A 24,437-nucleotide genomic window follows, 5' to 3' on the forward strand; every position below is an offset into this window, starting at 1 on the left:
GCAGGCAGGAGGGCCGGGCGATGGCAGTGAAGCTTCCCCCTGATATCGCGGAGCTGGTAATGGCCCGGGTCGAGAGTGGCGACTTCGCCAGCCCCGAGGAGGTGCTGCGAGCCGCCATGGCTCCCTGGATCGCCCGCGAGCAGGCGCGCTCCGCGACGCTCGACGAATTGCGCGCCAAGATCGCCGAAGGTGATGCGGACCCGACGGATGTGACGCCGGACGAGATCCGGGACCATCTCGACCGCGTTGCCGCGTCGCTGCAGAGACAAGGCCCGAATGCCGCTTGATCTGGTCTATTCGGGACGGGCACGGTCCGACCTCGAGGCCATTCTTCGCTATATCGCCCGGGACAATTTGCCGGCGGCGCGCCGATGGGTGGCCGCGATCGAGCGCCAATGCCTGCAGTTGCGCTTCTTTCCCGAGATGGGTGTCGAGCGGGCCGACCTTTCGCCCGGACTGCGCATTCTACCCTACCGCCGGGCCGTGATCGCTTATCGCGTCCTCGGAGACCGCGTCAGGATCGTGCGTGTGCTGTATGGCGGGCAGGACTATGCCGCGTTGATGGAGAGCTGAACGATATGAACCAAACGAGACGGTCGGTGTCGCAATGGCTGGTCGCAACGGCCGCTTTGAGCATCGCCGCGACGCTCTCAGCCGGTGCCGTCGCCGCCCCCGCCGGTCCCGAGGCTCCGGTGCGCGAGGCCTATGCCATCACCACCCGCCAACTCGCTGGCTCCGGCGGCGCGGCGCAGCCGGCGCCCTGGCAGAAGCCGCACCGTGACAGGCTGATGAGCCGCGCGCTCGCCGGCTTGTTCGCGCGCGATGAGCTCTACCAGGATGAAGCCGGCGAGATGGGACATCTCGGGGCCGACCCCTTCCTCAGCGGACAGGACGGCGAGGTGAAGAACCTCAAGGTCACGGTCACCGAGAAGCCGGCCAACTGCAAGGCGCTCGTCACCGCCTCCTTCCGCAGCTTCAGGCAGCCGGTCAGCGTGCGCTTCCGCATGGTCGAGGAAAGCGGGACTTGGAAGATCGACGACATCGTCAACCGCGTCGAGGGCCAGGACTATGCGGTGCGCGATCTGCTGTCGCAGCCCTATGAGTGCGGCTCCTTCATGAGAAAGCCCTGCAAGCGCTGAGCGCTCGCAGAGGCTGGCTCGTTGAAACAGGGTCGGCTCAACGCGCGAATTTGGCGCGCTGCATGGCCGGGTGCTGGCCGGCATGCTCGAGGGCGCCGGATGGTGCCGCCCTGCGGTTGACGATCGGCTGCATGCCTTCGTCGGGGGTGCGGGTCGCCGGGCGCTTCAGCGCTTCCTTGCGCATCTTCATGGCCATGGCCTTGCGGGCGAGCGAACGCTGGCTCGGCTGGCGCAGCTTCTCCGCCCGGCGGGTCTGCTCGGCGCCGACGCGCTTGAGGGCGACGGTGAGCGCATCGGCCTTGGCCTTGGTGCCGGAATCGTCCGAAGCGGCGGCTGCTCCCTGCGGCGCAACCTTGCCACGGATTTCGCGACGCTGCCGGCGCGCGATGTCGCGGGCCTTGTCGCGGCGGCCGCGCAGACCCGACGCCAGATCGCGCAGGTCCGCATCCGGCACATCGCCGATGGCATGGCTGCGGGTGCGCGCCATCAGGTCCCATTCGTCCTTGTCGAGAACGCGCTTCAATTGCTTGGTCGAGAGCGACATGCGGGCGGTCCTTTTCTTGTGGTTCTGCGCTCCAGACTCAACACTCACCGCGCGGTGGTGTTCCCGGGGCTGCGGACCGTCCGCTGCCCCTATGCGGCCGCTCCCGGGCGCTTTAAAGCTCCGCCCTCCCGTCGCTCATCCCGCGTTGCCATGACCGCCTCCCACAGCCTCACCGTCCGCGTCTATTACGAGGACACGGATTTCTCCGGTGTGGTCTACCACGCCTCCTATCTGCGCTTCATGGAGCGCGGTCGCACGGAACTGATTCGGGCGCTCGGGGTCGAGCAGCGCGAATTGTTCGACGGCGAGACGGCGCTGGGCTTCGCCGTCCGCCGCATGACGATCGATTTCCTGAAGCCCGCGGTGATGGACGACCTGCTGACGATCGAGACGCGCTCGGTCGCCGCGCGTGGCGCGACGATGGATCTCGAGCAGCGGGTGCTGCGCGGCGAGGACGTGCTGGTCACGGCGCAGGTCAAGGTCGCCTGCGTCGGCGGAGGCCGGGCGCGGCGCATTCCCGACGGCTTGCGGCGGCGCCTGGGGATCGAGGATTGAGCTGATCGACGCGCCCGCGGCGCCATGTTAGCGCTCGTCACATGAGCTGGAAACGCGACAAGCCCGAGGCCCTTCCGCGCGGCTATCACCATGGCAACCTCAAGGAAGAACTGGTGCGGGCCGCGCTGGGCCTGATCCGCGAGAAAGGCCCCAACGGCTTCACCTTTGCCGAAGCCGCGCGCCTCGCTGGGGTCAGCCCGGCCGCGCCCTACCGGCATTTCCGCGATCGCGACGAGCTTCTGGCCGATGTCGCGACGCGCGGCTTCGTCGTCTTCGAGGCGGCGCTGGCGCGGGCCTGGGACCAGGGGCGCCCCGATCCCGAGGCCGCCTTTCACCGGCTCGGCCGGGCCTATCTCGCCTTCGCCCATGACGAGCCGGCCTATTACGCGGCGATGTTCGAAGCGGGCGTGCCGCTCGATGCCAGCCCGGAACTGCGCGCGGCGGCCGACCGCGCCTTCCAGAATCTGCGCGCGGCCTCTGAGGCGCTGATCGCGCGACTGCCCGCCGGCAACCGCCCGCCGGCGCTGATGATGGCGCTGCATGTCTGGTCGATGTCGCATGGCGTCGCCGCGCTGTTCGGCCGGGCCGATGGTGGGCGGCGGCCGCTGCCGATGTCGGCGGCCGAGCTGCTCGAGGCCGGCATGCTGATCTATCTGCAGGGGCTCGGTCTCGGTCGCGGCAAGGGCTGAGCCTGCAAGTCCGGCCGGTGCGATCTTGACAAGCCGATCGCTGTCCCCCATTTATGTAAATGTGATTTACATTCACGCTCTGTCATGGTGAGGGACCAATGCCGATCGTCGAGAAGCTCGATGAATATGGGAAGGGAGCCTGGATCGCCTTCGCGGTTCTCGGCTTCGTCGTGTTCTGGCCTCTGGGTCTGGCGACCCTGGCCTTTCTGTTCTGGAGTGGACGCATGGGTTGCGGAATGAGCGGTGCCGACCGCTACGAACACAGGATGAATCGTCTGCAGAGCAAGATGGAGCGCCTGAAGGAACGCATGGGCGGCCGTCAGGGCGGCTTCGGCGGCGGCTGGGGCGGCGGGCCGTCCAGCGGCAACCGCGCCTTCGACGAATACCGCGCCGAGACGCTGCGGCGCCTTGAGGACGAGCAGAAGGAGTTCCAGGACTTCCTGGGCCGGCTGCGCATGGCCCGCGACAAGGCGGAGTTCGACCAGTTCATGGCCGCCCGCCGCGGCGACAACCCCGAGCCGCAGGCCAGCGCCGGCTGAAGCTCCCCTCGCTGGTCACGAATCGAAGCGCCCGTCCCGGGAAACCGGGGCGGGCGCTTTCATGTCCGGAGACCGTTCGCCGCCGCCGCGCCGGTCATGCGTATACCCGGCATTAACCTTGCTGGAGGCTTAACTCGGTCGCGCGCATGCGTTTCGCAGGAAACCCCCTTTGCGCCCATCTTTCGCCGGATTCAAAGGCGATTGAGGGGCCACGGCATTTCCCCGGATCGCAAATCGGGCGGCGTCGCGGGGAGGCTCGCGGCGCGTGTGGCGGGGCGTTGGCCGGGCGACCGGCCGGAGCCGCCCGTGCAAGAGGATGACAGGATGAACCCCGCCGACGTCGCGCAGGCCGCGCCGCAGATCGACATGTCGTTCTGGACCCTGTTCTGGCACGCCCACATCGTCGTCAAGCTCGTGATGCTCGGCCTGATCGGCGCGTCGATCTGGTGCTGGTCGATCATCATCGACAAGACGTTGCTCTACCGCCGCACCCGCAAGGAGATGGACGCCTTCGAGGAGGTGTTCTGGTCGGGCCGCTCTCTGGAAGAGCTCTACCGCGAACTCGCCGCCAAGCCGGTCTCCGACATGTCGGCCGTGTTCGTCGCGGCGATGCGGGAATGGAAGCGCTCCTTCGAGAATGGCGGGCGCTCCGTCGCCAGCCTGTCGCAGCGCATCGACAAGGTGCTCGACGTCACCATCCAGCGCGAAACCGAGCGGCTCGAATCCAAGCTTCTGGTGCTGTCGACGATCGCGTCGGCCGCGCCGTTCATCGGCCTTTTCGGCACGGTCTGGGGCATCATGCACTCCTTCACCGCCATCGCCGTCTCCAAGAATTCCTCGCTTGCCGTCGTGGCGCCGGGCATTGCCGAGGCGCTGTTTGCCACCGCGATCGGCCTGTTTGCCGCGATCCCCGCGCTGATGGCCTACAACAAGCTGCAGTCCGAGGTGGCCAAGGCCTCGAGCCGGCTGGAAGCCTTCGCCGACGAGTTCTCCGCGATCCTGTCGCGGCAGATCGACGAGCGGCTGGCGGCGTGAGGGGCTGAAACCATGGGTATGTCCGCAGCATCAGGGGCGAAGTCCGGCGGCCGGCGCGGCCGCCGCAGTCGCAGGCACGGCGCCATCGCCGAGATCAACATGACGCCGTTCATCGACGTCATGCTCGTCCTGCTGATCATCTTCATGGTCGCGGCGCCGCTGATCGCGACGGGCGTGCCGCTCGACCTGCCGCAGACCGGCGCCAAGCCGATCAATGTCGACCAGAAGCCGATCACCATCGCCATCGACGGCAAGGGCCAGATCTTCCTGCAGGACCAGCCAACTTTGGAGCCGGATCTCGTCACCAAGCTGCAGGGGCTGGCGAGGCAGGGCTTCGACGAGCGCATCTATGTTCGCGGCGACCGGATGGTGGATTACGGCCGGGTCGCCTCGGTGATGTCGACGATCACCTCGGCGGGATTCAAGCGGGTCGCGCTCGTCACCGAGCCGGCCCGCTGATCAGGATGGAATCGAGGATTCGGACACGGTGAAGCTCTCCTCCGAACCGGGCATGGTGGTGTCGGCGCTCGGCCACGCGACGTTTCTCGTCGCGGGGCTGCTTGCGTTCTCCTCGCCTGCGCCGCTGCCGGACAACGAGGAGGCGATCGCCGTCGAGATGGTCGACGCCAGCGCCCTGAACCAGGTCACGCGTGGCGAGCGCAAGGCCGAGAAGGTGCAGGAGCAGCCGCTCCAGCGGGCCGAGCGCCAGGCCGAGATCGTCGAGCGCAAAGAGGAGGGCGAGGCCAAGCAGGATGCGCCGGCGCCGCCGAGCCGCCCGGCCGAACTCAAGACCGCCGAGGACAATGCCGCCGCGCCGCTGCCACCCTCGCGGGTGGCCAATCTGCCCAAGCCCGATGTGAAGCCGCCGGAACCGGTCAAGCAGCCGCCGCAGAAGAGCGGGCCGAGCGCGGCCGAGATCGCCGAACAGAAGCGCGAGGAACTGGCGAAGCTTGCCGAAGAGGCCGAACTCGCGAGCAAGGCGAAGCAGGCGGAGGAGGCCGCAAGGGCCGCGGCCAAGGCCAAGGCGGAAGCCGAGGCGAATGCCCGTGCCGAAGCCGCCGCCAAGGCGAAGGCCGAGGCGCTGGCCAAGGCCGAGGCCGAGAAGGCCGCGAAGGAGAAGGTGGAGGCCGCTGCCAAGGCAAAGGCCGAAGCCGAGGCCAAGGCCAAGATCGCCGCCGCCGCCAAGGCCAAGCAGGAGGCCGAGGCCAAGGCCAGGCGCGAGATGGAGATCGCCAAGAACTTCAATCCGAGCGACATCTCGAAGCTGCTGCAGTCCAAGGAGCGGGCGCAATCCACCGGCTCGGCCGCGCCCCAGGTCAACCGCACGGCTTCGCTGGGAACCGAGCGCGGCTCCTCGCAGAAGCTCAGCCCCTCGCTGCGCGGCCAGCTCATCGGCATCATCCAGGACCAGCTGATGAAGTGCTGGAACGTGCCGATCGCGCTCGCCAATGCGCGCGGGGCGGTGGTGCCGCAGGTGCGCATGAAGCTCGCCGCGGACGGCTCCCTGCTCGGGCAGCCCGGCGTGGTGAACTCCTCCTCCGATCCGCTGTTTTCCGTCGCGGCCAGCTCGGCCCTGACCGCCACCCGCCGCTGCGCGCCTTTGCGCATTCCGGCTCAATTCGCCGCCTATTACGACGACTGGCGCGACGTCATCGTCAATTTCGACGCAAGGGACGTGCTGTGACCCTGATCGACCGCAATCCTCTTCCGCTCCTGTCGGCCATGCCGACGCGCCGGCGCCTGATGGCGCTGGCGGGTGCCTCGCTGCTCGTGCCCGCCGCGGTATCCTTGAAGCCTGCGACAGCCCGGGCCGAACTCGTCATCGATCTTCGCGGGGGCACGTTCCAGCCGCTGCCGATCGCGATCGCCGATTTCGGCGGCGAGGGCGGGGTCCTGGTCTCGGGCGTGGTCAGCAACAACCTGAAGCGCTGCGGCTATTTCGCGCCGATCGACAAGGCGCGCCATCCCGACAGGAACCCGCCCTTCGACGCTGTACCCGAGTTCGGCTCCTGGAAGGCGGCGGGTGTGCAGGCGCTGGTGACGGGGCGGGTCTCGCGCGACGGCTCGGGGCGGATCAAGGCCGAGTTCCGGCTCTGGGACGTGACGACCGGCACGCAGACCGACGGCCAGCAGTATTTCACCGACCCCAACAATGCGCGCCGCGTCGGCCACATCATCTCGGACGCGATCTACACCAAGATCACCGGGGTCGGCGGCTTCTTCGACACCCGCGTCGTCTTCGTCGACGAGTCCGGCCCGAAAGAGAACCGCCGCAAGCGCCTGGCGATCATGGACCAGGACGGCGCCAATGTGCGCTTTCTGACCGACGGCTCCGTCTCGGTGGTGACGCCGCGCTATTCGCCGGTTTCGCAGGAGGTGACCTACATGTCGCAACGGCTCGGCGAGCAGCCGCGCGTGCATGTCCTCAACATCGAGACGGGCCAGCGCCAAATCGTCGGCAATTTCCCCGACATGACCTCGAGCCCGCGCTTTGCGCCCAACGGTGCGCGCATCGCGCTCAGCCTGCAGCAGGGCGGCAACGCCAATCTCTATGCGATCGATATCGGCTCTCGCACCACGATGCGGCTGACCTCGACCGGGGCGATCGATACCTCGCCCTCCTATTCGCCGGATGGCACGCAAATCGTCTTCGAGAGCGACCGCGGCGGCTCGCAGCAGCTTTATCTGATGGGCGCGGGCGGCGGTGAGGGCAAGCGCCTGTCCTTCGGCCAGGGCTCCTATTCGCAGCCGTCCTGGTCGCCGCGGGGCGACCTGATCGCCTTCACCAAGCGCGGCGGTGGCGGGTTCGCCATCGGCGTGATGCGCCCGGACGGCTCGGGTGAGCGGCTGCTGACCGAGGGCTTCCATAACGAAGCGCCGAACTGGGCGCCCAACGGCCAGTATCTGATGTTCTTCCGCGACCCGGGCGGGCAGTCCGGCGGCAAGCTCTACATGGTGGACATCACCGGCCGCGTCGAAGCGCCGGTGCCGACGCCGGCCTTCGCCTCCGACCCGACTTGGTCGCCGCTGCTGACGGCGGCGCGCTGAGGGCCGGTGCAAATGCGCCACAACGCGCCGAAACCGGTCGTTGGTGAGATTTGCTTAACCCTACGCCGCAATGCCGCCACTTCGCCTTGTTCTGGCAAGGTCTCGTTTAGGTTGACGCTTCATTGATGCGATGAAGCGCATTCCAGCCCCAATGATCATCATCCGTCCGTGAGACGCGCCTCGCACAAACCGAACGCCCCGGAGCTCCCCATGTTCGCCACTCTCTTCGCCGGCGGCCGCGCCGTCCGCTTCGCCGCCGCCATCGCCGCCTCGCTGGCGCTCGGCGCCTGCGCCAACAACAACCAGAACGCCGACGGCTTCGGCGCCGGTGGCGCGGCGACCCCGGGCAGCGCCCAGGACTTCGTCGTCAATGTCGGCGACCGCGTCTTCTTCGAGACCGATTCGACCGACCTAACCCCGACGGCGGTCGCGACGCTCGACAAGCAGTCGGCCTGGCTGCAACGCTACCCGCGCTACACCTTCGTGGTCGAGGGCCATGCCGACGAGCGCGGCACGCGCGAATACAACTTCTCGCTTTCGGCACGCCGCGCCCAGACCGTGCGCGACTACCTCGCCTCGCGCGGCATCCAGGGCAACCGCATGCGCATCGTCTCCTATGGCAAGGAGCGCCCCGTCGCGGTCTGCAACGACATCTCCTGCTGGTCGCAGAACCGTCGCTCGGTGACGGTGCTCGACGGTGCCGCCGGCGGCGTCTGACGCAGACAGCCTGCCGGATCGGCCACGAGGCCGGCGCCTTCCTGAGGGGAACGTGCCGGCCTTTTCATATTTTGGCCGTTGTCAGGGCGTGTTATACGACGCTCATCTCTCAAACCCCGGTCCGTTCCCGATGTCGCCAATCCATGCTCCCGCCTGGAAGCTCCGCTCCTGCCTCGCCGCCCTGGCGCTCGGCACAGCGGTCTCCTGCCTGAGCCTGCCAGCCTCGGCGCAGGATGCCGCCGATCTGGTGGTGCGGACCTCGCGGATGGAGAACCAGATCCGCCAGCTCTCCGGGCAGATCGAGCAGTTGCAGTTCGAGAACCGGCGGCTCACCGAGCAGCTGCGCAAGTTCCAGGAGGATGTCGAGTTCCGCCTGAACGAGAAGGCTGGTGGCCGTGCGCCTGCCGCTCCGGCAGCCGGCGCCCAGCGCCCGCAGCGGCGCAGCGACGCCTTCGACCCGAACACGCAGGTCGGCGCCGCCGGGGCGCCGCGCCCGCTCAATGGCGGCATCGGGGGCATCATCGAGGAGGACGCGAACACGGCCGGCCAGGGCCCGCTCGACCTGCAGGGCGTCGCGCGCGGCGTGCCCTCAGGCGCGCTGCCGCAGCCCGCACCGCGCGGCCCGAGCGTTGCTGCCGCCAGCGGCCCCGCCACCGCCAAGGAGGCCTACGACCTCGCCTATGCCGCGATCCTGCGCAAGGAATACGAGCAGGCCGAGATGGGTTTCCGCCAGTTCCTGCAGAGCTATCCGCGCGATCGGCTCGCCATCGATGCGACCTATTGGCTGGGCGAGAGCTATCTCCAGCGCAAGCGCTACCGCGAGGCGGCCGAGCAGTTCCTGAAGGTCAGCAGCGATGCGCCGAAGTCGGCCAAGGCGCCCGAAAGCCTGCTGCGGCTGGGAATCGCGCTGAACGGCCTCGGTGCGCGCGACCAGGCCTGCGCGACCTATGCCAAGGTCGGCGTCGACTACCCCGCCGCGCCCAACTCGGTTCGCCAGGGCGTCGAGCGCGAGCGCCGCCGCTCGGGCTGCGCTTGAGCGCGGTCGAGCAGTCCAGCAGCGACCATCCGCCCGTCGGCTCGCGCGAGGCGGCGGAGCTTTTCGAAGACCTCGCGGGGGAAGCGCGTCTCCTCGTCGCCGTGTCCGGCGGACCGGATTCCGTCGCGCTGCTCGCCCTGCTGGCAGATTGGTTGAGAGAGCCGGGCAGGCCATGCCTCCTCGCCGCGACCGTCGATCACGGGCTGCGTCCCAGCTCCGCCGACGAGGCGCAGGGCGTCGCCGCTCTCTGTGCGGGCCTCGGCGTGGTGCATCGCATCCTGCACTGGGAGGGCGACAAGCCGCGCAGCCGGCTGCAGGAGCGGGCGCGCGGGGCGCGCTATGCCCTGCTCGCGGCCGAAGCGCAGAATGCCGGCGGGGCCGTCCTGGTGACCGCGCATACGCTCGACGATCAGGCCGAGACGCTGCTTATGCGGATGGCGCGGGGCTCCGGGCCGTCAGGCCTCGCGGGCATGCGCGGGGGGGTGAGGCGGGGCGGCGCGGTTCTCGCTCGGCCGCTGCTGGCCGTGCCCAAGGCCCGGCTGATCGCGACCGCACAGGCGCGCGGGCTGCCTTTCGTCGAGGATCCCAGCAATGGCGATCCGCGCTTCGCGCGGGCGCGCTGGCGGGCCTTGATGCCGCTGCTGGCGGCGGAGGGGCTGGATGCCGAGCGCCTGTCGCTGCTGGCGGGTCGGCTGGCGCGGCTGGACGAGGCGGCCGCCGCCCGGGCGCAGGCTGTGCTGGGCGCGGTGCTGTTGCCGACCACCGAGGCACCGCTGGTGCGGCTGAACTTCGCAGCGCTGCGGCAGGAGCCGGACGAGATCGTGCTGCGCGTCGTGGCCGCGGCGCTCGAGCGGCTGGGCGCCGAGGCGGAGAGCCCGGTGCGGCTCGAGCGGCTCGAGACCTGTGTCGCGGCTCTGTGCGAGGCGGCTCGGGCGAGCCGGCCCGTGACGCGCACCCTGGCCGGGGCCATGCTGGTGCTTACCCGCGACGGCACCCTGGCGCTGCGGCGAGAGCGCCCGCGCCGGCGTGGCATTCACCCTGCGGCAACATAGGCGAAAGGGCTCAAATGTCTTTCCCTTGGCAATGGGCTCGCCCGCACCTAGATTGATGCTGCAAACTCTCGGCCTCTTCCGGTTGGTCCGGCAGGCCTGATCGGACAGATGATGAATCCGAACTTCCGCAATTTCGCCCTCTGGGTGGTGATCTTCCTTCTGGTGCTGGCGCTCGTGACGCTGTTCCAGAGCCCGAGCCAGCGCGCCAACATCAACGAGATCCCCTACAGCCAGCTCATCAACGAGTCGGAGGCCGGGCGGATCACGAATGTCGTCGTCGCCGGCCAGGAGATCTCCGGGACTTTCTCGGATGGTCGCAGCTTCGTGACCTACGCGCCCTATGGCGATCCGGCCCTGCTGAAGACGCTGGCGCAGAAGGGCGTGCAGGTTTCGGCCCGCGCTCCCTCCGAGGGCACGCCCTGGTTCATGGCGCTGCTGGTCAATTCGCTGCCGTTCGTCATCTTCATCGGGCTGTGGATCTTCATGTCCCGCCAGATGCAGAACGGGGCCGGCCGGGCGATGGGCTTCGGCAAGTCCAAGGCCAAGCTCCTGACCGAGGCGCATGGCCGCGTCACATTCGACGATGTCGCGGGCATCGACGAGGCCAAGGAAGACCTGACCGAGATCGTCGAGTTCCTGCGCGATCCGCAGAAGTTCCAGCGGCTGGGCGGGCGTATCCCGCGCGGCGTGCTGCTCGTCGGCCCTCCCGGCACCGGCAAGACGCTGACGGCGCGCGCCGTGGCGGGTGAAGCCAATGTGCCGTTCTTCACGATCTCGGGCTCGGACTTCGTCGAGATGTTCGTCGGCGTCGGCGCCAGCCGCGTGCGCGACATGTTCGAGCAGGCGAAGAAGAACTCGCCCTGCATCATCTTCATCGACGAAATCGACGCCGTCGGACGCCATCGCGGCGCCGGCCTCGGCGGTGGCAACGACGAGCGCGAGCAGACGCTGAACCAGCTCCTCGTTGAGATGGACGGCTTCGAGCCGAACGAGGGCGTCATCATCATCGCGGCCACCAACCGGCCCGACGTGCTCGACCCCGCTCTGCTGCGCCCGGGCCGCTTCGACCGCCAGATCGTCGTGCCGAACCCCGATGTTGCCGGCCGCGAGAAGATCCTGCGCGTCCATGTCCGCAAGGTGCCGATGGCGCCGGATGTCGATCTGCGCATCCTCGCCCGCGGCACGCCTGGCTTCTCGGGCGCGGACCTGATGAACCTGGTCAACGAGGCGGCGCTGCTGGCGGCGCGTCGCGGCAAGCGCATGGTCACGCATGCCGAGTTCGAGGACGCCAAGGACAAGGTCATGATGGGCGCCGAGCGCAAATCCATGGCGATGTCCGAGGAGGAGAAGAAGCTCACCGCCTATCACGAGGCCGGCCACGCCATCGTCGGCCTCTATGTCCCGGCGGGCATCCCGGTGCACAAGGCCACGATCATCCCGCGCGGTCGTGCGCTCGGCATGGTCAAGTTCCTGCCCGAGGGCGACCGCTACTCGATGAAGTACAAGGAGTTCACCTCGCAGCTCGCTGTCGCCATGGGCGGGCGCGTGGCGGAGGAGATGACCTTCGGACGCGAGAACGTGACCTCGGGTGCCACGGGCGACATCCAGCAGGCGACCAAGATGGCCAAGGCCATGGTCACGCAGATGGGGTATTCGGACGAACTCGGCATGGTCGCCTATGGTGACAACCAGGAAGAGGTCTTCCTGGGCATGTCGATGGGCCGCAGCCAGAACATCTCGGAGTCGACCGCCCAGAAGATCGACGCCGAAGTCAAGAAGCTGGTCGATACGGGCTATCAGGATGCCAAGAAGATCCTCACCGACCATCACGAGCAGTTCGTGGCGGTGGCCGAGGCGCTGCTGGAGTTCGAGACGCTGACCGGCGAGGAAATCCGCGACCTGATTGCCGGCAAGCGCCCGGTGCGCGATCTCGACGACACGCCGCAGCCGCCGCGCGGCTCGGCCGTCCCGAGCGCTGGCAAGGGCCGCAAGCGCGACGAGCCCGATGCCGGGCTGGAGCCGCAGCCGCAGGTCTGAGGCGCGCGGGTCCGCAGGGGATCGGCTGGAAAACAACGGCAAGGGCGCCTCCGACAGGGGGCGCCCTTTTTTGCTGGATGGCGTCGCCGCGCGCGTCTCAGCCGGACACGGGCGGCGCAGCGTGCAACTCGCTCTGCCAGGCGTCGTCATCAAGGACGAAGGTGTCCCGGCCGCCCTGCTTGGCGGCATACAGCGCCCGGTCGGCCTGGCCGACGGCGTCGGCGAGGCTCTGCCCCTCCCGCACGAGGCTCGCCCCGATGCTGACGGTGACCGGCAGAAGGCTGCCGTCGGCGAGCGTCACCTGCTGCGCCCGCATGGCGGCGCAGATCTTGGTGGCGACGGCCGAGAGCGAAGCCCGATCGCCCGCGTCCAGCAGCAGGATGAACTCGTCCCCACCCCAGCGTGCGCAGACATCGCAGCCACGCAGCAGACGGGTCAGGCGCTCGACGACGGCGATGATGACGCGATCGCCGTCATGATGGCCGTGGCTGTCGTTGATCGGCTTGAAGCGGTCGATGTCGACCAGGAGCAGACCCATCGGCGCCGCGGCGCGGCGGGCGCGGCTCTGGCCCATGTCGAAGGCATGCTCAAAGCCCCGGCGGTTGAAGATGCCGGTCAGCGGGTCGAGATGGGCGAGGCGCTCCAGGTCGCGGGTGCGGTCGCGGACCATCTCCTCGAGGCGATCGGTGTTGTCGCGGACGGCGCTGGCCATCCCGCGGAAGGCGCGCGACAGCCGGCCGATCTCATCGTCGGCGGCATCGCTGGTCACCTCGTCGAAATGGCCCGACTGGACCTTCTCGACATCCGCCTCGACGCGCGCCAGCCGATCGAGCACGCGACGCTGGAAGGCCAGCGTCATCAATGCCGCCGCCGCCACGAGCATCGCCGCCAGGAGCAGCGCGATCGGCAGGAACAGGCGGCGGTCGATGATCGCTTCGACATCCATGATGGTGACGTTGAACCAGCCGAGCCGGTCGAGATAGCCGACGCCGACGAGCGCCCGGTGGCCGTCGATCTGCATGAAGCGGGAACTGACGAGCGCGCTGCCGGAGGCGACCTGCTGCATCATCTCCGCCAGGGCGTGGCGGTCGCGCTCATGGTCAAGCTGGAGGAAGATCGTCTTCTTGGCCTTACTGTCCTTCGTCAGGCTGTGGAAGTCGACGAGCTTGGGGTCGCGATGAGCCTGCACGGCGCCGTTGCGGTCGACGAACATGCTGTGCACCCCGGTCTGCGGGATATCGACGACCTCGCGGATGAACTGGCTGAGATCGACGCCGGTGCCGATGATGCCGAGCGCGCGGTCGCCATCACGGATGATGCAGTTGATCCAGACCTTGGTCACCTTGATGTTGTCGTCGTGATCGACGTTGAGGTGACAGCCGGAACCCTGCGCGATCGTCTTGAAGTACCAGCCGTCGCGGGGGTTGTCGCGCGAGAGCGTGTAACGAAGGCGATCGTTCTCGTAGGTGTTGGCCTTGTCGTTGAAGTAATAATTGCCGGAGCCGTCGAGCACCACGAAGTAGCTCCTGTCCTTGAACGACAGGCGGTAGTGCTCGAGCTCGGCCAGGCCGCGCTGCGCCTTCACGGGATCGGCCTCGTCACGCGCCCAGTCCAGGATCGCCGGTGAGCGGGCCACCGTCTCGGCCAGCGAGACCTCGCGCATCAGCGATTCCAGGCCGCGATAGCGATCGAACAGGATCTGCTTTTCGGCAAAAAGGGTGCCGAGCTTGACCACGCTGCTGTCCACCAGCCAGATGAAGACGCCGGCGGCCGGAACCGCGATCGCGACCAGAATGGCCAGCGTCCAGGCCAGCACCCGGCCACGCAGGCCCTTCGGCAATCGCATGGCGGCAGCGGCTGACCTCAACGGCATGGCGTCTCCTGAGACCGGCGGTGACCGAAGCGTGCGTGGCGGTCGCTCCGGAGACCTGTCGGCGGCATCTGCCGGCCCGCCGGCGGCGGGCAGGCGCTGCGTCAGCCGGCGTCAGAACAGTCCTTCGATGCGCCCCTGCGCGTCGATGTGGATGCGCTCGGCAGCGGGCACGCGCGGCAGGCCCGGCATGGTCATGATGTCCCCGCAGATCGCGACCACGAAGCCGGCGCCGGCCGAAAGACGGACCTCGCGCACCGGCACGATGTGGCCCGACGGCGCGCCGCGCAGCGTGGGATCCGCCGAGAAGGAGTATTGGGTCTTGGCGACGCAGACGGGAAGGTGGCCGTAGCCGTCGGCCTCCAACTCGGCGAAGCGGGCGCGGACCTTCGCGTCGCCGGAGATGCTCTCGGCCCCGTAGATTTCGCGGGCCACTGTCTCGAGCTTCTGCCAGAGCGGCATCTCGTCGGGATAGAGCGGCGCGAAATCGGCCTCGCCGCTCTCGGCCAGCGCGACGACCTTGTGGGCCAGTTCTTCCGTTCCGGCACCTCCGTCCGCCCAGTGCCGGCAGATCACCGCCTCGACGCCGAGATGGTTGCGGCAATAGCTCGCGATCAGCGCGTGTTCGGCCTCGGTGTCGCTGGTGAAATGGTTGATCGCGACGATCGGGGGCACGCCGAACTTCCGGATGTTGCCGACGTGGCGGGCGAGATTGGCGAGACCCGCCTGAAGCGCGGCGAGATCCTCGGTTCCGAGTGCCTCCTTCGCCGCGCCGCCATGCATCTTGAGCGCGCGCACGGTGGCGACGATCACGGCCGCGGCGGGCTTCAGCCCGGTCTTGCGGCATTTGATGTCGAAGAACTTCTCGGCGCCGAGATCGGCGCCGAAGCCGGCTTCGGTGACCGTGTAGTCGGCGAGCTTCAGCGCCGCACGGGTGGCGATGGCGGAGTTGCAGCCATGGGCGATGTTGGCGAAGGGGCCGCCATGGACGAAGGCGGGCGTGCCTTCCAGCGTCTGCACCAGATTGGGCATCAGCGCATCCTTGAGCAGGACGCTCATCGCGCCGGTCGCCTTCAGATCGGCGGCGGTGACGGGGCGCTTATCGCGGGTGCGGCCGACGACGATGCGGCCGAGCCTGGCTTCGAGGTCATCGAGATCGGTCGCGAGGCAGAAGATCGCCATGATCTCGGAGGCGACGGTGATGTCGAAGCCGTCCTCCCGGGGGAAGCCGTTGCTGGCGCCGCCGAGCGAGGAGACCGTCTGGCGCAGGGCGCGGTCGTTCATGTCCATCACGCGGCGCCAGGCGATGTGGCGCGTGTCGAGGCCGAGCGCGTTGCCCCAGTAGACATGGTTGTCGATCATCGCGGCGAGCAGGTTGTGCGCGCTGGTGATGGCATGGAAATCGCCGGTGAAATGCAGGTTGATCTGCTCCATCGGGACGATCTGGGCATGGCCGCCGCCAGCCGCGCCGCCCTTGACGCCGAAGCAGGGGCCCAGCGAGGGCTCGCGCAGCGCGATCATGCAGCGCTTGCCGATGCGGCTGAGGCCGTCGCCGAGGCCCACCGTGGTCGTCGTCTTGCCCTCGCCGGCGGGGGTCGGGTTGATGGCGGTGACGAGGATCAGCTTGCCGTCCGGCTTGCCCGCGAAATCGGGGATGGCCTGCGTGTCGACCTTGGCAATGAACTTGCCGTGGGGCTCGATGGCGGTTTCGGGAATGCCGGCACGTGCGGCGATGTCCGCGATCGGCCGGAGGGTGGCCGCGCGCGCGATCTCGATGTCAGTCGGCATTCCTGCCCCTCTTCCAGGCTCTCGTCCGCCGGTTCGTCCGGTCGGAATCGTTCCGGCGACACTGCCGCGAAACCCCGCCGCCTGCCACTGCTTTCGCAGGGGGGAGGGTGGTGCCGGGCGCCCGTGTCATTTGACGCAGGGGCGGGCCTGCGGGCCTGCTAGTCCTGCGCGGGCCATGCGGGCTTGCCGTGCCCATCCGTGGCTGGCATCACCATGGTCCGGCATGGATTGGCCGCGGCCCTGCCGCCCGGCTCGGGGGAGACGAATGAACGAGCGATCCTGGCCGGTCGGGGGCGGTGAGGTGGGCGCGATGCTGCGCCGCTGGACCGGCGCGGAAACGCCGCTGGGGTCTGCCTCGGCCTGGCCGGCGCGGCTGCGCTCGTCCCTGCAAATGGTCCTGGCGACGCAGACGCCGATGGTGATGTTCTGGGGGTCCGGAGGGCTCCTGTTCTACAACGACGCCTATGCCGTCATCGCGGGCGCAAAGCATCCCGACATCCTGGGCTGCGCGCTGCACGAGGCCTGGCCCGAGGTCCGGGACCTTCACGACCAGGTGATGGGGACCGTGTTCGACGGCGGCCAGCCCCTGTCCTTCCGCGACCTGCCGCTCGTTCTCCATCGGAACGGAGTTGCGGAGGATGTCTGGATCCATGTCGACTACAGCCCGATCTTCGACGATGACGGCGGCGTGCTCGGCGTGCTCGCCGTCGTCACCGAGACGACCAAGCTGATCCATGCGCAGCGCGCGCGCGACGCCGCCGAGCAGGCGCTGCGCCGGCGCGAGCAGGAACTCGCCCAGGTCCAGAAGATCGGCAAGGTCGGCGGGCTCGAGGTCGATCTACGGGATGGTTTCCGCAACACGCGCTCGCCCGAATATCTGCTGGTCCACGGCCTGCCGCCGGAGGCCGCGCACGAGACCCATGAGGACTGGGTGCGGCGCATCCATCCGCAGGAGCGGGCGATGGTCGAGAGCCATTTCCGCGAGAGCGTCGCCGGCTCGGCGACCGATTATCAGATGGAGTACCGCATCATCCGCCCCTCCGACGGGGAGGTGCGCTGGATCTCGGCGGTGGCGCAGATCGAGCGCGACGGGGAGGGGCGGCCGCTTCGGCTGATCGGGGCGCATATCGACGTCACCGAGCGCAAGGAAACCGAGGCCCAGCTGCGCCTGCTGATGCAGGAACTGGCCCATCGCGTGAAGAACACGCTCGCCATGATCCAGGCGATCGCCTCCCAGACGCTGCGGGGCGCGACCTCGCTGGAAGCCGCCAACGAGACCTTCACGGCGAGGCTTTCGGCCCTGGCGCGGGCGCATGACCTGCTCGTCGACGGCGCCCGTGCCCATGCGGCGATGAACGATGTCGCCCACAGCGTCATCGGCATTCAGGGCGATCCGACGCGCTTTGCGATCAGCGGGCCCGATGTCGTGCTCGGGCCGCGAGCCGCGCTGGCACTGACCCTCGTTCTGCACGAATTGGCGACGAATGCGGTCAAATACGGCGCTCTGTCGAACGAGACCGGTCGTGTCGCCGTGTCCTGGCGCGTCGACGAGATCGACGCGGTGCCGCAGTTCCGGCTGCGCTGGCAGGAAAGCGGAGGCCCGCCGGTCGTGCCACCCTCGCGCCGCGGCTTCGGATCGCGGCTGATCCAGCGCACCTTCACCGCCGCGCAGGGGCGGGCGGACAGTGCCTATCTGCCGACCGGCCTCGTCTTCACGCTGGATGCGCCGCTCGAGGCGCTGAAGGACGGGGATGGCGAGGAGCCGGCGCGCGCCTGAGGCCGCGCCGGCGGGAGGCGCTCAGGCGAGATGGGCGTTCTGCGGGAACAGGATCCTGCGGGCCTCGTCGTCGAACTCGGTCTTGAAGGCGAAGGCGTCCTTCAACGCGGTCGCGCGCTGGGCCGCGGGCCGCGCCGAGATTTCGTCGAGATGACGCTTCACATGCGGGAACAGCTCGGCCCAGTGGTCCCCGACGGCGAAACCGAGCCGCGTCGCCCAGCCCCAGACCGACATGTCGATCAGCGTGTAGCGCTCGCCGAGCATGTAGGGCCCCTTGGCGAGTTGCGCATCGATGAGCCCCCAGTGACGCTCGGCCTCGCGGGCGTAGCGGTTGATCGCGTAGGGCAGCTTCTCGGGCGCGAAGCGGCTGAAATGCACCGCCTGGCCGCAATAGGGGCCGATGCCGGTGGCGACGAACATCAGCCAGGAGAGCATCTCGCCGCGCGCCTTGGGTGTGTCCTCGGGGAGGAACTGCCCGGTCTTCTCGGCGAGATAGAGCAGGATCGCGTTGCTGTCGAAGATCGTGGCGTCGCCGTCGGTCAGCGCCGGCGTCTTGGCGTTGGGGTTGATCGCCAGGAATTCGGGCTTGAACTGGTCGCCCTTGCGGGTGTCGACCGGCACCAGCTCATAGGGCAGGCCGGCCTCCTCGAGGAAGAGCGCGATCTTCGCCGGGTTGGGCGAGGGGTGGTAGTAGAACTTGATCATGAGCGGCCTCCGGCTGTCGGGCTTCCTGCATATCCGCCGCCGGCGGTTCCGGCCACGGCGTCCCGGGCATGGAGGATCACGTCCCTGTGAGGGGTGGCTTGCCGGGGCTGCCGCGCTCGCCACCTCTGGCAGGTGCGGCGCCCGCCGCGTCGGGATCGACAGAGGACCCTCCGGATGACGCCACCGTCCAGCCAACTCACCCGCCGGCATCTCACGGCCCGCCTCTCGGCCTTCGGCTTCGCCAGCCTGACCTTGCCGGGGCTGGCGGAGGCGCAGGCGCTGCCGGCGACGCCGGCCTGCGAGGCGCTGGCCTCCGGGACGCGGCGCCAGACGGAGGGGCCCTATTTCACGCCGTCCTCACCGCTGAAGCGCGACCTGCGCGGCGACGGCCCGGGCGAGATGCTGGTGCTCTCCGGCTTCGTGCTGACGCGGCAATGCCAGCCGCTGCCGGGTGCGCTGGTCGATCTCTGGCATGCCGACACGCAGGGGCAGTACGACAATGCCGGCTATCGCTTTCGCGGCCACCAGCTCAGCGATGCCCAGGGGCGCTACCAGTTCATCACCCGCATTCCCGGCTTCTATCCCGGCCGGACCCGGCACTTCCACGTCAAGGTGCAGGCCGGCAACCGGCCCCTGCTGACGACGCAGCTCTATTTTCCCGAGGAGCGGGCGGCCAACCAGCGTGACCGCATCTTCCATGACAGCCTGCTGATGCAGGTCACGGCCGCGGCCGGCGGGCAGATCGGCCGCTTCGACTTCGTGCTCGCCGACTGAGGCGGCCCGGCGGGACCGACGGCGTCAGCGACCCCAGGCGTCCTCGCCCCGCGCCAGGAGGGCGGAGAGATCGGTCAGCCGGGCAATGGTCGCGTCGGCCTCGAAGCCGAGACGCTCGGGGCGCAGCCGCAGCGCCTTGAACATCAGGGCCGGGCCGATCGTCGTGGCGGCGGCGAGATCGCGGCGCAGCGCTTCCTCCGGCAGGCGGGCGATCCGTGCGACGCGGAAGCCATGGGCCCGGGCGCCGGCGATGTCGAAGCCGTTGGAGGAGACGAACAGGATCTCGCTGCGCGCGAGGCCCAGGCGCGCCTCGACATGGGCGTAGCCGCGCGGATCGGGCTTGTAGACGCCGATCTCGTCGACGCTGATCACTGTCTCCAGGAGATCGCCGATCCCCGCCTGCGCGACGAGGCGCCCGAGCATGGCCGGGCTGCCATTCGAGAAGATGGCGAGCCGCAGGCCGGCGAGTTCCCCAAGCGCTGCGCGCGCCTCGGGATAGAGCGCCAGCGCGTCATAGGCCTCCGCGACCTTCGCGACGAAATCCGGCGTCGCGGACAGGCCGAGCGCCTCCAGCGTGTAGGCCAGCGAATCCTGCGTCACGGCCCAGAAATCGGCATAGGCGCCCATCAGGCCGCGCAGCCAGGTGTATTCGAGCTGCTTCAACCGCCAGAGCTGGGTGATGGTCTCGCCATGGCCGGGGAAAGCGGCTTCGGTGATGCCGGCCACCGACTGCACGTCGAAGAGCGTGCCATAGGCATCGAAGACCACGGCCTTGATCGTCATGAGCCTTCCCCCCGACGGCTTTCCTGCAGCCTTCTTAGCACTCGCAATGGCGCTGCGGCGCATGTTATCCGCACAGCGGGGCTTCACAGTTTCTCACAGGTCGTCATGTCCGCCACCGCCGCCAAGCGCCCCGTCATGCTGATGATCCTCGACGGCTGGGGCTGGCGTGAGGAGGCGCAGAACAATGCGGTGCGCCTCGCCGCGACGCCGCATTTCGACCGGCTCTGGGCCGCCTCGCCCCATGCCTTCCTGAAGACCTCGGGGCTCGATGTCGGCCTGCCGCCCGGGCAGATGGGCAACTCCGAGGTCGGCCATCTCAATCTCGGCGCCGGCCGCGTCGTGATGCAGGACCTGCCGCGGATCAACCAGGCGATCGCGGACGGCTCGCTGGCGCAGGCGCTGGCGGCGAGCGGGCTGGTCGACGCGCTCCAGGCGAGCGGCGGGGCGTGCCATCTGCTCGGCTTGGTCTCGCCCGGCGGCGTGCATGCGCATCAGGACCATGCGGTGGCGCTGGCGCATCTGCTGGTCGAGCAGGGCATCCCGGTCAGGGTCCACATCTTCACCGACGGGCGTGATACGCCGCCGCGCTCGGCTGCCGGCTATGTCCGCGAGTTCGCCGCCGCCCTGCCGGCGCAGGCGGTGATCGCCAGCCTGACCGGCCGCTACTACGCCATGGATCGCGACAACCGCTGGGAGCGTGTCGAGCACGCCTGGCGGGCCATGGTGCTGGGCGAGGGGCCGGAATTCATCGACACCGTCTCCGCGATCGAGGCTGCCTATGCTCAGGGCGTCACCGACGAATTCATCCCGGCCAGCGTGATCGGCAGCTATGCCGGCATCGAGGACGGCGACGGGCTGTTGAGCTTCAACTTCCGCTCCGACCGCATCCGCGAGATCCTCGATGCTGTGCTGCTGCCCGGCTTCGGCGGCTTTTCGAGGCCGCGCCGGCCGATCCTGGCGAAGGCGGTCAGCATGACCTCCTATGGCGCCGAACTCGATGCGGTGATGCCGGCGCTGTTTTCGCCGCAGACGCTGGCCAACGGGCTCGGCGAAACCGTTTCAAAGGCGGGTCTCACCCAGATCCACATGGCGGAAACCGAGAAGTACCCGCACGTCACCTATTTCTTCAATGGCGGCGAGGAGACGGCGCTGACCGGCGAGGACCGGGTGATGGTGCCCTCGCCGAAGGTCGCGACCTATGATCTCCAGCCGGAGATGTCGGCTCCCGAACTGACGGAGCGCGCCGTCGAGGCGATCGCATCGGGCCGCTACGATCTCGTGGTGCTGAACTTCGCCAATCCCGACATGGTCGGCCACACCGGCGTGCTGGCTGCTGCGATCAAGGCGGTTGAGGCGGTCGATGCAGGGCTCGGGCGCATCGCCGATGGGGTCGCGGCCGCAGGGGGCACGCTGCTCGTCACCGCCGATCATGGCAATTGCGAGCTGATGGTGGATCCCGAGACGGGGGCGCCGCATACCGCCCACACCACCAATCCCGTCCCGGTCATGGTGATCGGCAGCGGTGCCGCCGGGTTGGCAGACGGGCGCCTGGCCGATGTCGCGCCGACTCTGCTGGCGCTGCTCGGCGTGCCCCAGCCGGCCGAGATGACGGGCGCGTCGCTGCTGCGCTGAGCGCTGCCCTCTTTCCAAACGCAAACGGCGCGGACCGGGGTCCGCGCCGTCTCGATTGGAACGTTGTCTCGCTTCAGTACTTGCGGACGGTCGGGGCCGGCGCGTAGGCGATCGGCTTCTCGACCGGGCCGCAGCAGTTCGGGTCGCTGAAGTTCCAGCGCATGCCGATGCGGATGTCGTGGCTGTCGATGCCCTTGAAGCGGACCGAGGAGCTCGGGTTGGCGAGCAGGCCGTTGGCGCCGCGCAGGCCGATCGTCGGACCGTCGCCCATGTTCAGGTAGCGATAGCCGATGTCGAGCTTGAGATTGGAGGTGACGTCGTAGGAGACGCCGGCCATCAGCGCCCAGGCGAAGTTGGTCTTGTCGGCCGAGTCGCCATAGGCGTAGGAGGCGTTGGCGAAAGCCGCGCCCACCGCCTGGTTGACGCCCTGGTCCGTCAGGCCGCTGACCGAATGGTTGGCGACGCCGATGCCGAAGCCGAGATAAGGCGTCAGGCAGTTCCAGGTGCCGAGGTCGATATAGGCGTTGGCGAGCGCGACGAAGGTGGCGACATCGGCGCGGTAGACATTGGTCTGGTTGGTCGGGACACCGAAATTGTAGGAGAGCTGATCGCGACCGTTGAAGGAAGCGCCACGGTATTCGCCGGTCAGGTCGAAGCGCAGATAGCTGTTGAACTGATAACCGATACCGACGCCGGCGAAGGCGGCAAAGCCGCGATCCGGCTTGACGGTGGAGAAGGAGGTGACGCCGGCCGCGGCTGCGACGGGGCCGTTGTTCAGCTTCACGTCCAGCTCGTCATAGGACTGCGAGCCGACGCCGACGTCGCCGCGGAGATAGAAGCCGCTGCTGATCGTGCCCTTGAGGCCGAGCGGCTCATGGGGCGGCGGGGGCGGTGCGTAGGCGAGATCGGCGGCAGCGGCGGCGGACGCCCCGAGCGCCATGGCGCTTGCCAGCGCAAAAGTTTTCAGGCTGCCCATGGCAGTGTCCCTCGAGTTTGCGCGGCGCCGAATACGCAGCCCACGCTTGTTACCGACGAGGAGACGATGCCGGGAATTCCTTAAACGAGACTTAACCTTAGGAATTAACCTCAAAAAAGTCTGAAGCGGGCCTGAAGACTTGCCGAGAGGTTAATGGGTGGGTGGTGAGGCTGTTGACGCTTGGCGTCGGTGCACACGCATCGGATGCGGGGCAGCGTCACCGGTGATGCCTCTGCCATCTCCGTCATCCTGGGCGACCGTAGGTCGACCGGGATCCATCATTGAATGCAACGGTGCCCTATGATGGATCCCGGCCTGCGCGGCTGTGCCGCTCGTCCAGGATGACGGGGAGGGCAGACGACCTAATTCTAGGCGGCGGCCTTCGTCACGGCGTCGACGATGTCATCGACGGCGCGCATCACGAGGTCGCGGTCGTCGCCCTCCGCCATGACGCGGATCACCGGCTCGGTGCCGGAGGGGCGGATGACGAGGCGGCCGCTCTCGCCCAGCATCTGCCGCGCCGCCTCGATGGCGCTGACGACGGGCTTCTTCTCGAGCGGCTTGCCATTGGCGTAGCGCACGTTCTTGAGGATCTGCGGCAGCGGCTCGAAGGCGTGGCAGACCTCGGAGACCGGCTTGTCCTGCCGCTTGACCGCCGCCAGCAATTGCAGCGCCGCGACCAGGCCGTCGCCGGTCGTGCCGAAATCCGACAGGATGATGTGGCCGGACTGCTCGCCGCCGAGGTTGAAGCCGTGGCTGCGCATGTGCTCCAGCACATAGCGGTCGCCGACCGCCGTGCGGGCGAGGCTGAGGCCCAGCGCCGCCAGATAGCGCTCGAGCCCGAGATTGGACATCACGGTGGCGACCACGCCGGGCTGCGACAGGCGGCCATCCTCCTGCCAGGTGCGGGCAATGACCGCCATGAGCTGGTCGCCATCGACGACCTGTCCGCGCTCATCGACGATCAGCACGCGGTCGGCGTCGCCATCGAGCGCGATGCCGATATCGGCGCGCAGTTCGCGGACCTTGGCGATCAGCGCCGCGGGCGCGGTCGAGCCGACATCCTTGTTGATGTTGAAGCCGTCGGGCTCGACGCCGATCGCGATGACCTCGGCTCCCAGCTCCCAGAGCGCCTCGGGCGCGACCTTGTAGCCGGCGCCGTTGGCGCAATCGACGACGATGCGCAGCCCGTCCAGGTCCATGTTGCGCGGCAGGGTGCGCTTGGCGAATTCGATGTAGCGCGCATGGGCGCTCTCGATGCGCTTAGCGCGGCCCAGCGTCGGCGAGGACGACAGGCGCGGCGAGAGATCGGAATCGATCAGAGCCGAGATCTCGCTCTCGACCTCGTCGCTCAGCTTGTAGCCGTCGGGACCGAACAGCTTGATGCCGTTGTCCTCATAGGCGTTATGCGAGGCGGAGATCATCACGCCGAGATCGGCGCGCATCGAGCGCGTCAGCATGGCGACCGCCGGCGTCGGCATCGGGCCGAGCAGCATCACGTCCATGCCGACCGAGGTGAAGCCCGCGACCATCGCATATTCGATCATGTAGCCGGAGAGGCGCGTGTCCTTGCCGATCACGACGCGGTGGCGGTGCGAGCCGCGGTGAAAGGCGAGGCCGGTGGCCTGCCCGACCTTGAGGGCGAGGTCCGGCGTGATCACGCCATTGGCGCGTCCGCGAATGCCGTCGGTCCCGAAATATTTGCGTGTCATGTCGTGTCCGTCCAACCGGGCGAGGCGCC

24 protein-coding genes are annotated in these 24,437 nt (G+C 68.5%); 17 read left to right on the forward strand and 7 right to left on the reverse strand.

Features of this window, described 5'->3' with window-relative positions:
• Positions 1 to 20 precede the first annotated feature (20 nt).
• Genes SJY11_RS07760 through SJY11_RS07770 form a run of 3 tightly spaced genes read left to right on the forward strand, consistent with a single transcriptional unit; the run spans position 21 to position 1,139 of the window.
• Complete coding sequence (locus tag SJY11_RS07760; RefSeq protein WP_376986022.1) at positions 21 to 287, forward strand: ribbon-helix-helix domain-containing protein; 267 nt, start codon at positions 21 to 23, stop codon at positions 285 to 287.
• Positions 277 to 573 (forward strand): type II toxin-antitoxin system RelE/ParE family toxin, encoded by a 297-nt coding sequence (locus SJY11_RS07765; RefSeq protein WP_376986023.1) that lies wholly within the window; start codon positions 277 to 279, stop codon positions 571 to 573. The genes SJY11_RS07760 and SJY11_RS07765 overlap by 11 nt, the downstream gene beginning before the upstream one ends.
• A gap of 5 nt (positions 574 to 578) precedes the next feature.
• Positions 579 to 1,139, forward strand: a complete 561-nt coding sequence (locus SJY11_RS07770) for a DUF3828 domain-containing protein (protein ID WP_376986024.1) — start codon at positions 579 to 581, stop codon at positions 1,137 to 1,139.
• A 37-nt stretch (positions 1,140 to 1,176) separates the two neighbouring features.
• Here SJY11_RS07770 and SJY11_RS07775 read toward each other — a convergent pair whose 3' ends face one another.
• Positions 1,177 to 1,683 (reverse strand): hypothetical protein, encoded by a 507-nt coding sequence (locus tag SJY11_RS07775; protein WP_376986025.1) that lies wholly within the window; start codon positions 1,681 to 1,683, stop codon positions 1,177 to 1,179.
• 150 nt (positions 1,684 to 1,833) lie between these two features.
• Here SJY11_RS07775 and ybgC point away from each other — a divergent pair, with 150 nt between their 5' ends.
• The 11 genes from ybgC to ftsH all read left to right on the forward strand — a co-directional run bounded on the left by ybgC (position 1,834) and on the right by ftsH (position 12,391).
• Positions 1,834 to 2,238: a tol-pal system-associated acyl-CoA thioesterase gene (ybgC, locus tag SJY11_RS07780; protein WP_376986026.1), complete on the forward strand. Its 405-nt coding sequence runs from the start codon at positions 1,834 to 1,836 to the stop codon at positions 2,236 to 2,238.
• A gap of 41 nt (positions 2,239 to 2,279) precedes the next feature.
• Entirely contained in the window at positions 2,280 to 2,927 is a 648-nt protein-coding gene (locus tag SJY11_RS07785) for a TetR/AcrR family transcriptional regulator (RefSeq protein WP_376986027.1), read from the forward strand.
• Positions 2,928 to 3,025: 98 nt separating this feature from the next.
• Positions 3,026 to 3,466 carry a DUF2852 domain-containing protein gene (locus SJY11_RS07790; protein WP_376986028.1) on the forward strand — a complete coding sequence of 147 codons (441 nt, stop codon included), beginning with the start codon at positions 3,026 to 3,028 and terminating at the stop codon, positions 3,464 to 3,466.
• A gap of 324 nt (positions 3,467 to 3,790) precedes the next feature.
• Positions 3,791 to 4,501, forward strand: coding sequence for a protein TolQ (gene tolQ, locus SJY11_RS07795; protein ID WP_376986029.1), 711 nt, complete (start codon positions 3,791 to 3,793; stop codon positions 4,499 to 4,501).
• A gap of 12 nt (positions 4,502 to 4,513) precedes the next feature.
• Entirely contained in the window at positions 4,514 to 4,960 is a 447-nt protein-coding gene (locus SJY11_RS07800) for an ExbD/TolR family protein (protein ID WP_376986030.1), read from the forward strand.
• A gap of 28 nt (positions 4,961 to 4,988) precedes the next feature.
• On the forward strand, positions 4,989 to 6,185 hold the full coding sequence (gene tolA / locus SJY11_RS07805) for a cell envelope integrity protein TolA (protein WP_376986031.1): 1,197 nt from the start codon (positions 4,989 to 4,991) through the stop codon (positions 6,183 to 6,185).
• Between the two features lie 59 nt (positions 6,186 to 6,244).
• A complete protein-coding gene (gene tolB, locus SJY11_RS07810) occupies positions 6,245 to 7,549 on the forward strand; it encodes a Tol-Pal system beta propeller repeat protein TolB (RefSeq protein WP_376989273.1) in 1,305 nt (434 codons plus the stop codon).
• Positions 7,550 to 7,759: 210 nt separating this feature from the next.
• Entirely contained in the window at positions 7,760 to 8,266 is a 507-nt protein-coding gene (gene pal, locus SJY11_RS07815) for a peptidoglycan-associated lipoprotein Pal (RefSeq protein WP_376986032.1), read from the forward strand.
• 130 nt (positions 8,267 to 8,396) lie between these two features.
• A complete protein-coding gene (gene ybgF, locus SJY11_RS07820; RefSeq protein ID WP_376986033.1) occupies positions 8,397 to 9,302 on the forward strand; it encodes a tol-pal system protein YbgF in 906 nt (301 codons plus the stop codon).
• Positions 9,299 to 10,354 carry a tRNA lysidine(34) synthetase TilS gene (tilS, locus tag SJY11_RS07825; protein WP_376986034.1) on the forward strand — a complete coding sequence of 352 codons (1,056 nt, stop codon included), beginning with the start codon at positions 9,299 to 9,301 and terminating at the stop codon, positions 10,352 to 10,354. The genes ybgF and tilS overlap by 4 nt, the downstream gene beginning before the upstream one ends.
• 111 nt (positions 10,355 to 10,465) lie before the next feature.
• Positions 10,466 to 12,391 carry an ATP-dependent zinc metalloprotease FtsH gene (gene ftsH / locus SJY11_RS07830; protein ID WP_376989274.1) on the forward strand — a complete coding sequence of 642 codons (1,926 nt, stop codon included), beginning with the start codon at positions 10,466 to 10,468 and terminating at the stop codon, positions 12,389 to 12,391.
• 97 nt (positions 12,392 to 12,488) lie between these two features.
• On the opposite strand, the gene SJY11_RS07835 is transcribed toward ftsH, so the two are convergent.
• Together SJY11_RS07835 and SJY11_RS07840 are read right to left on the reverse strand one after the other, a co-directional pair.
• Positions 12,489 to 14,264 carry a sensor domain-containing diguanylate cyclase gene (locus SJY11_RS07835; RefSeq protein WP_376986035.1) on the reverse strand — a complete coding sequence of 592 codons (1,776 nt, stop codon included), beginning with the start codon at positions 14,262 to 14,264 and terminating at the stop codon, positions 12,489 to 12,491.
• A gap of 111 nt (positions 14,265 to 14,375) precedes the next feature.
• Complete coding sequence (locus SJY11_RS07840; protein WP_376986036.1) at positions 14,376 to 16,049, reverse strand: formate--tetrahydrofolate ligase; 1,674 nt, start codon at positions 16,047 to 16,049, stop codon at positions 14,376 to 14,378.
• A 265-nt stretch (positions 16,050 to 16,314) separates the two neighbouring features.
• Here SJY11_RS07840 and SJY11_RS07845 point away from each other — a divergent pair, with 265 nt between their 5' ends.
• Positions 16,315 to 17,826: a sensor histidine kinase gene (locus SJY11_RS07845; protein WP_376986037.1), complete on the forward strand. Its 1,512-nt coding sequence runs from the start codon at positions 16,315 to 16,317 to the stop codon at positions 17,824 to 17,826.
• A gap of 21 nt (positions 17,827 to 17,847) precedes the next feature.
• On the opposite strand, the gene SJY11_RS07850 is transcribed toward SJY11_RS07845, so the two are convergent.
• A complete protein-coding gene (locus SJY11_RS07850) occupies positions 17,848 to 18,531 on the reverse strand; it encodes a glutathione S-transferase family protein (protein WP_376986038.1) in 684 nt (227 codons plus the stop codon).
• A 174-nt stretch (positions 18,532 to 18,705) separates the two neighbouring features.
• On the opposite strand from SJY11_RS07850, the gene SJY11_RS07855 reads away from it, so the two are divergent.
• Positions 18,706 to 19,305 carry a dioxygenase family protein gene (locus tag SJY11_RS07855; RefSeq protein WP_376986039.1) on the forward strand — a complete coding sequence of 200 codons (600 nt, stop codon included), beginning with the start codon at positions 18,706 to 18,708 and terminating at the stop codon, positions 19,303 to 19,305.
• Positions 19,306 to 19,329: 24 nt separating this feature from the next.
• Here SJY11_RS07855 and SJY11_RS07860 read toward each other — a convergent pair whose 3' ends face one another.
• Entirely contained in the window at positions 19,330 to 20,088 is a 759-nt protein-coding gene (locus SJY11_RS07860) for a haloacid dehalogenase type II (RefSeq protein WP_376986040.1), read from the reverse strand.
• Positions 20,089 to 20,193: 105 nt separating this feature from the next.
• On the opposite strand from SJY11_RS07860, the gene gpmI reads away from it, so the two are divergent.
• The gene (gpmI, locus tag SJY11_RS07865) at positions 20,194 to 21,720 is read left to right on the forward strand and encodes a 2,3-bisphosphoglycerate-independent phosphoglycerate mutase (RefSeq protein ID WP_376986041.1); all 1,527 of its coding nucleotides are present in this window, start codon (positions 20,194 to 20,196) and stop codon (positions 21,718 to 21,720) included.
• Between the two features lie 73 nt (positions 21,721 to 21,793).
• On the opposite strand, the gene SJY11_RS07870 is transcribed toward gpmI, so the two are convergent.
• Both SJY11_RS07870 and glmM read right to left on the reverse strand, forming a co-directional pair.
• Entirely contained in the window at positions 21,794 to 22,696 is a 903-nt protein-coding gene (locus SJY11_RS07870) for an outer membrane protein (protein WP_376986042.1), read from the reverse strand.
• A gap of 368 nt (positions 22,697 to 23,064) precedes the next feature.
• Positions 23,065 to 24,408: a phosphoglucosamine mutase gene (gene glmM, locus SJY11_RS07875; RefSeq protein ID WP_376986043.1), complete on the reverse strand. Its 1,344-nt coding sequence runs from the start codon at positions 24,406 to 24,408 to the stop codon at positions 23,065 to 23,067.
• Between the last annotated feature and the right edge of the window lie 29 nt (positions 24,409 to 24,437).

Origin of the sequence: Allobosea sp. R86505, assembly GCF_042466375.1 — a bacterium.
Lineage (GTDB): Bacteria > Pseudomonadota > Alphaproteobacteria > Rhizobiales > Beijerinckiaceae > Allobosea.

Coding starts and splice junctions, on each gene's coding strand:
- SJY11_RS07760 (WP_376986022.1), top strand. CDS start 21: ATGGCAGTGAAGCTTCCCCCTGATATCGCGGAGCTGGTAATGGCCCGG.
- SJY11_RS07765 (WP_376986023.1), top strand. CDS start 277: ATGCCGCTTGATCTGGTCTATTCGGGACGGGCACGGTCCGACCTCGAG.
- SJY11_RS07770 (WP_376986024.1), top strand. CDS start 579: ATGAACCAAACGAGACGGTCGGTGTCGCAATGGCTGGTCGCAACGGCC.
- SJY11_RS07775 (WP_376986025.1), bottom strand. CDS start 1,683: ATGTCGCTCTCGACCAAGCAATTGAAGCGCGTTCTCGACAAGGACGAA.
- ybgC (WP_376986026.1), top strand. CDS start 1,834: ATGACCGCCTCCCACAGCCTCACCGTCCGCGTCTATTACGAGGACACG.
- SJY11_RS07785 (WP_376986027.1), top strand. CDS start 2,280: ATGAGCTGGAAACGCGACAAGCCCGAGGCCCTTCCGCGCGGCTATCAC.
- SJY11_RS07790 (WP_376986028.1), top strand. CDS start 3,026: ATGCCGATCGTCGAGAAGCTCGATGAATATGGGAAGGGAGCCTGGATC.
- tolQ (WP_376986029.1), top strand. CDS start 3,791: ATGAACCCCGCCGACGTCGCGCAGGCCGCGCCGCAGATCGACATGTCG.
- SJY11_RS07800 (WP_376986030.1), top strand. CDS start 4,514: ATGGGTATGTCCGCAGCATCAGGGGCGAAGTCCGGCGGCCGGCGCGGC.
- tolB (WP_376989273.1), top strand. CDS start 6,245: ATGGCGCTGGCGGGTGCCTCGCTGCTCGTGCCCGCCGCGGTATCCTTG.
- pal (WP_376986032.1), top strand. CDS start 7,760: ATGTTCGCCACTCTCTTCGCCGGCGGCCGCGCCGTCCGCTTCGCCGCC.
- ybgF (WP_376986033.1), top strand. CDS start 8,397: ATGTCGCCAATCCATGCTCCCGCCTGGAAGCTCCGCTCCTGCCTCGCC.
- ftsH (WP_376989274.1), top strand. CDS start 10,466: ATGAATCCGAACTTCCGCAATTTCGCCCTCTGGGTGGTGATCTTCCTT.
- SJY11_RS07835 (WP_376986035.1), bottom strand. CDS start 14,264: ATGCCGTTGAGGTCAGCCGCTGCCGCCATGCGATTGCCGAAGGGCCTG.
- SJY11_RS07840 (WP_376986036.1), bottom strand. CDS start 16,049: ATGCCGACTGACATCGAGATCGCGCGCGCGGCCACCCTCCGGCCGATC.
- SJY11_RS07845 (WP_376986037.1), top strand. CDS start 16,315: ATGAACGAGCGATCCTGGCCGGTCGGGGGCGGTGAGGTGGGCGCGATG.
- SJY11_RS07850 (WP_376986038.1), bottom strand. CDS start 18,531: ATGATCAAGTTCTACTACCACCCCTCGCCCAACCCGGCGAAGATCGCG.
- SJY11_RS07855 (WP_376986039.1), top strand. CDS start 18,706: ATGACGCCACCGTCCAGCCAACTCACCCGCCGGCATCTCACGGCCCGC.
- SJY11_RS07860 (WP_376986040.1), bottom strand. CDS start 20,088: ATGACGATCAAGGCCGTGGTCTTCGATGCCTATGGCACGCTCTTCGAC.
- gpmI (WP_376986041.1), top strand. CDS start 20,194: ATGTCCGCCACCGCCGCCAAGCGCCCCGTCATGCTGATGATCCTCGAC.
- SJY11_RS07870 (WP_376986042.1), bottom strand. CDS start 22,696: ATGGGCAGCCTGAAAACTTTTGCGCTGGCAAGCGCCATGGCGCTCGGG.
- glmM (WP_376986043.1), bottom strand. CDS start 24,408: ATGACACGCAAATATTTCGGGACCGACGGCATTCGCGGACGCGCCAAT.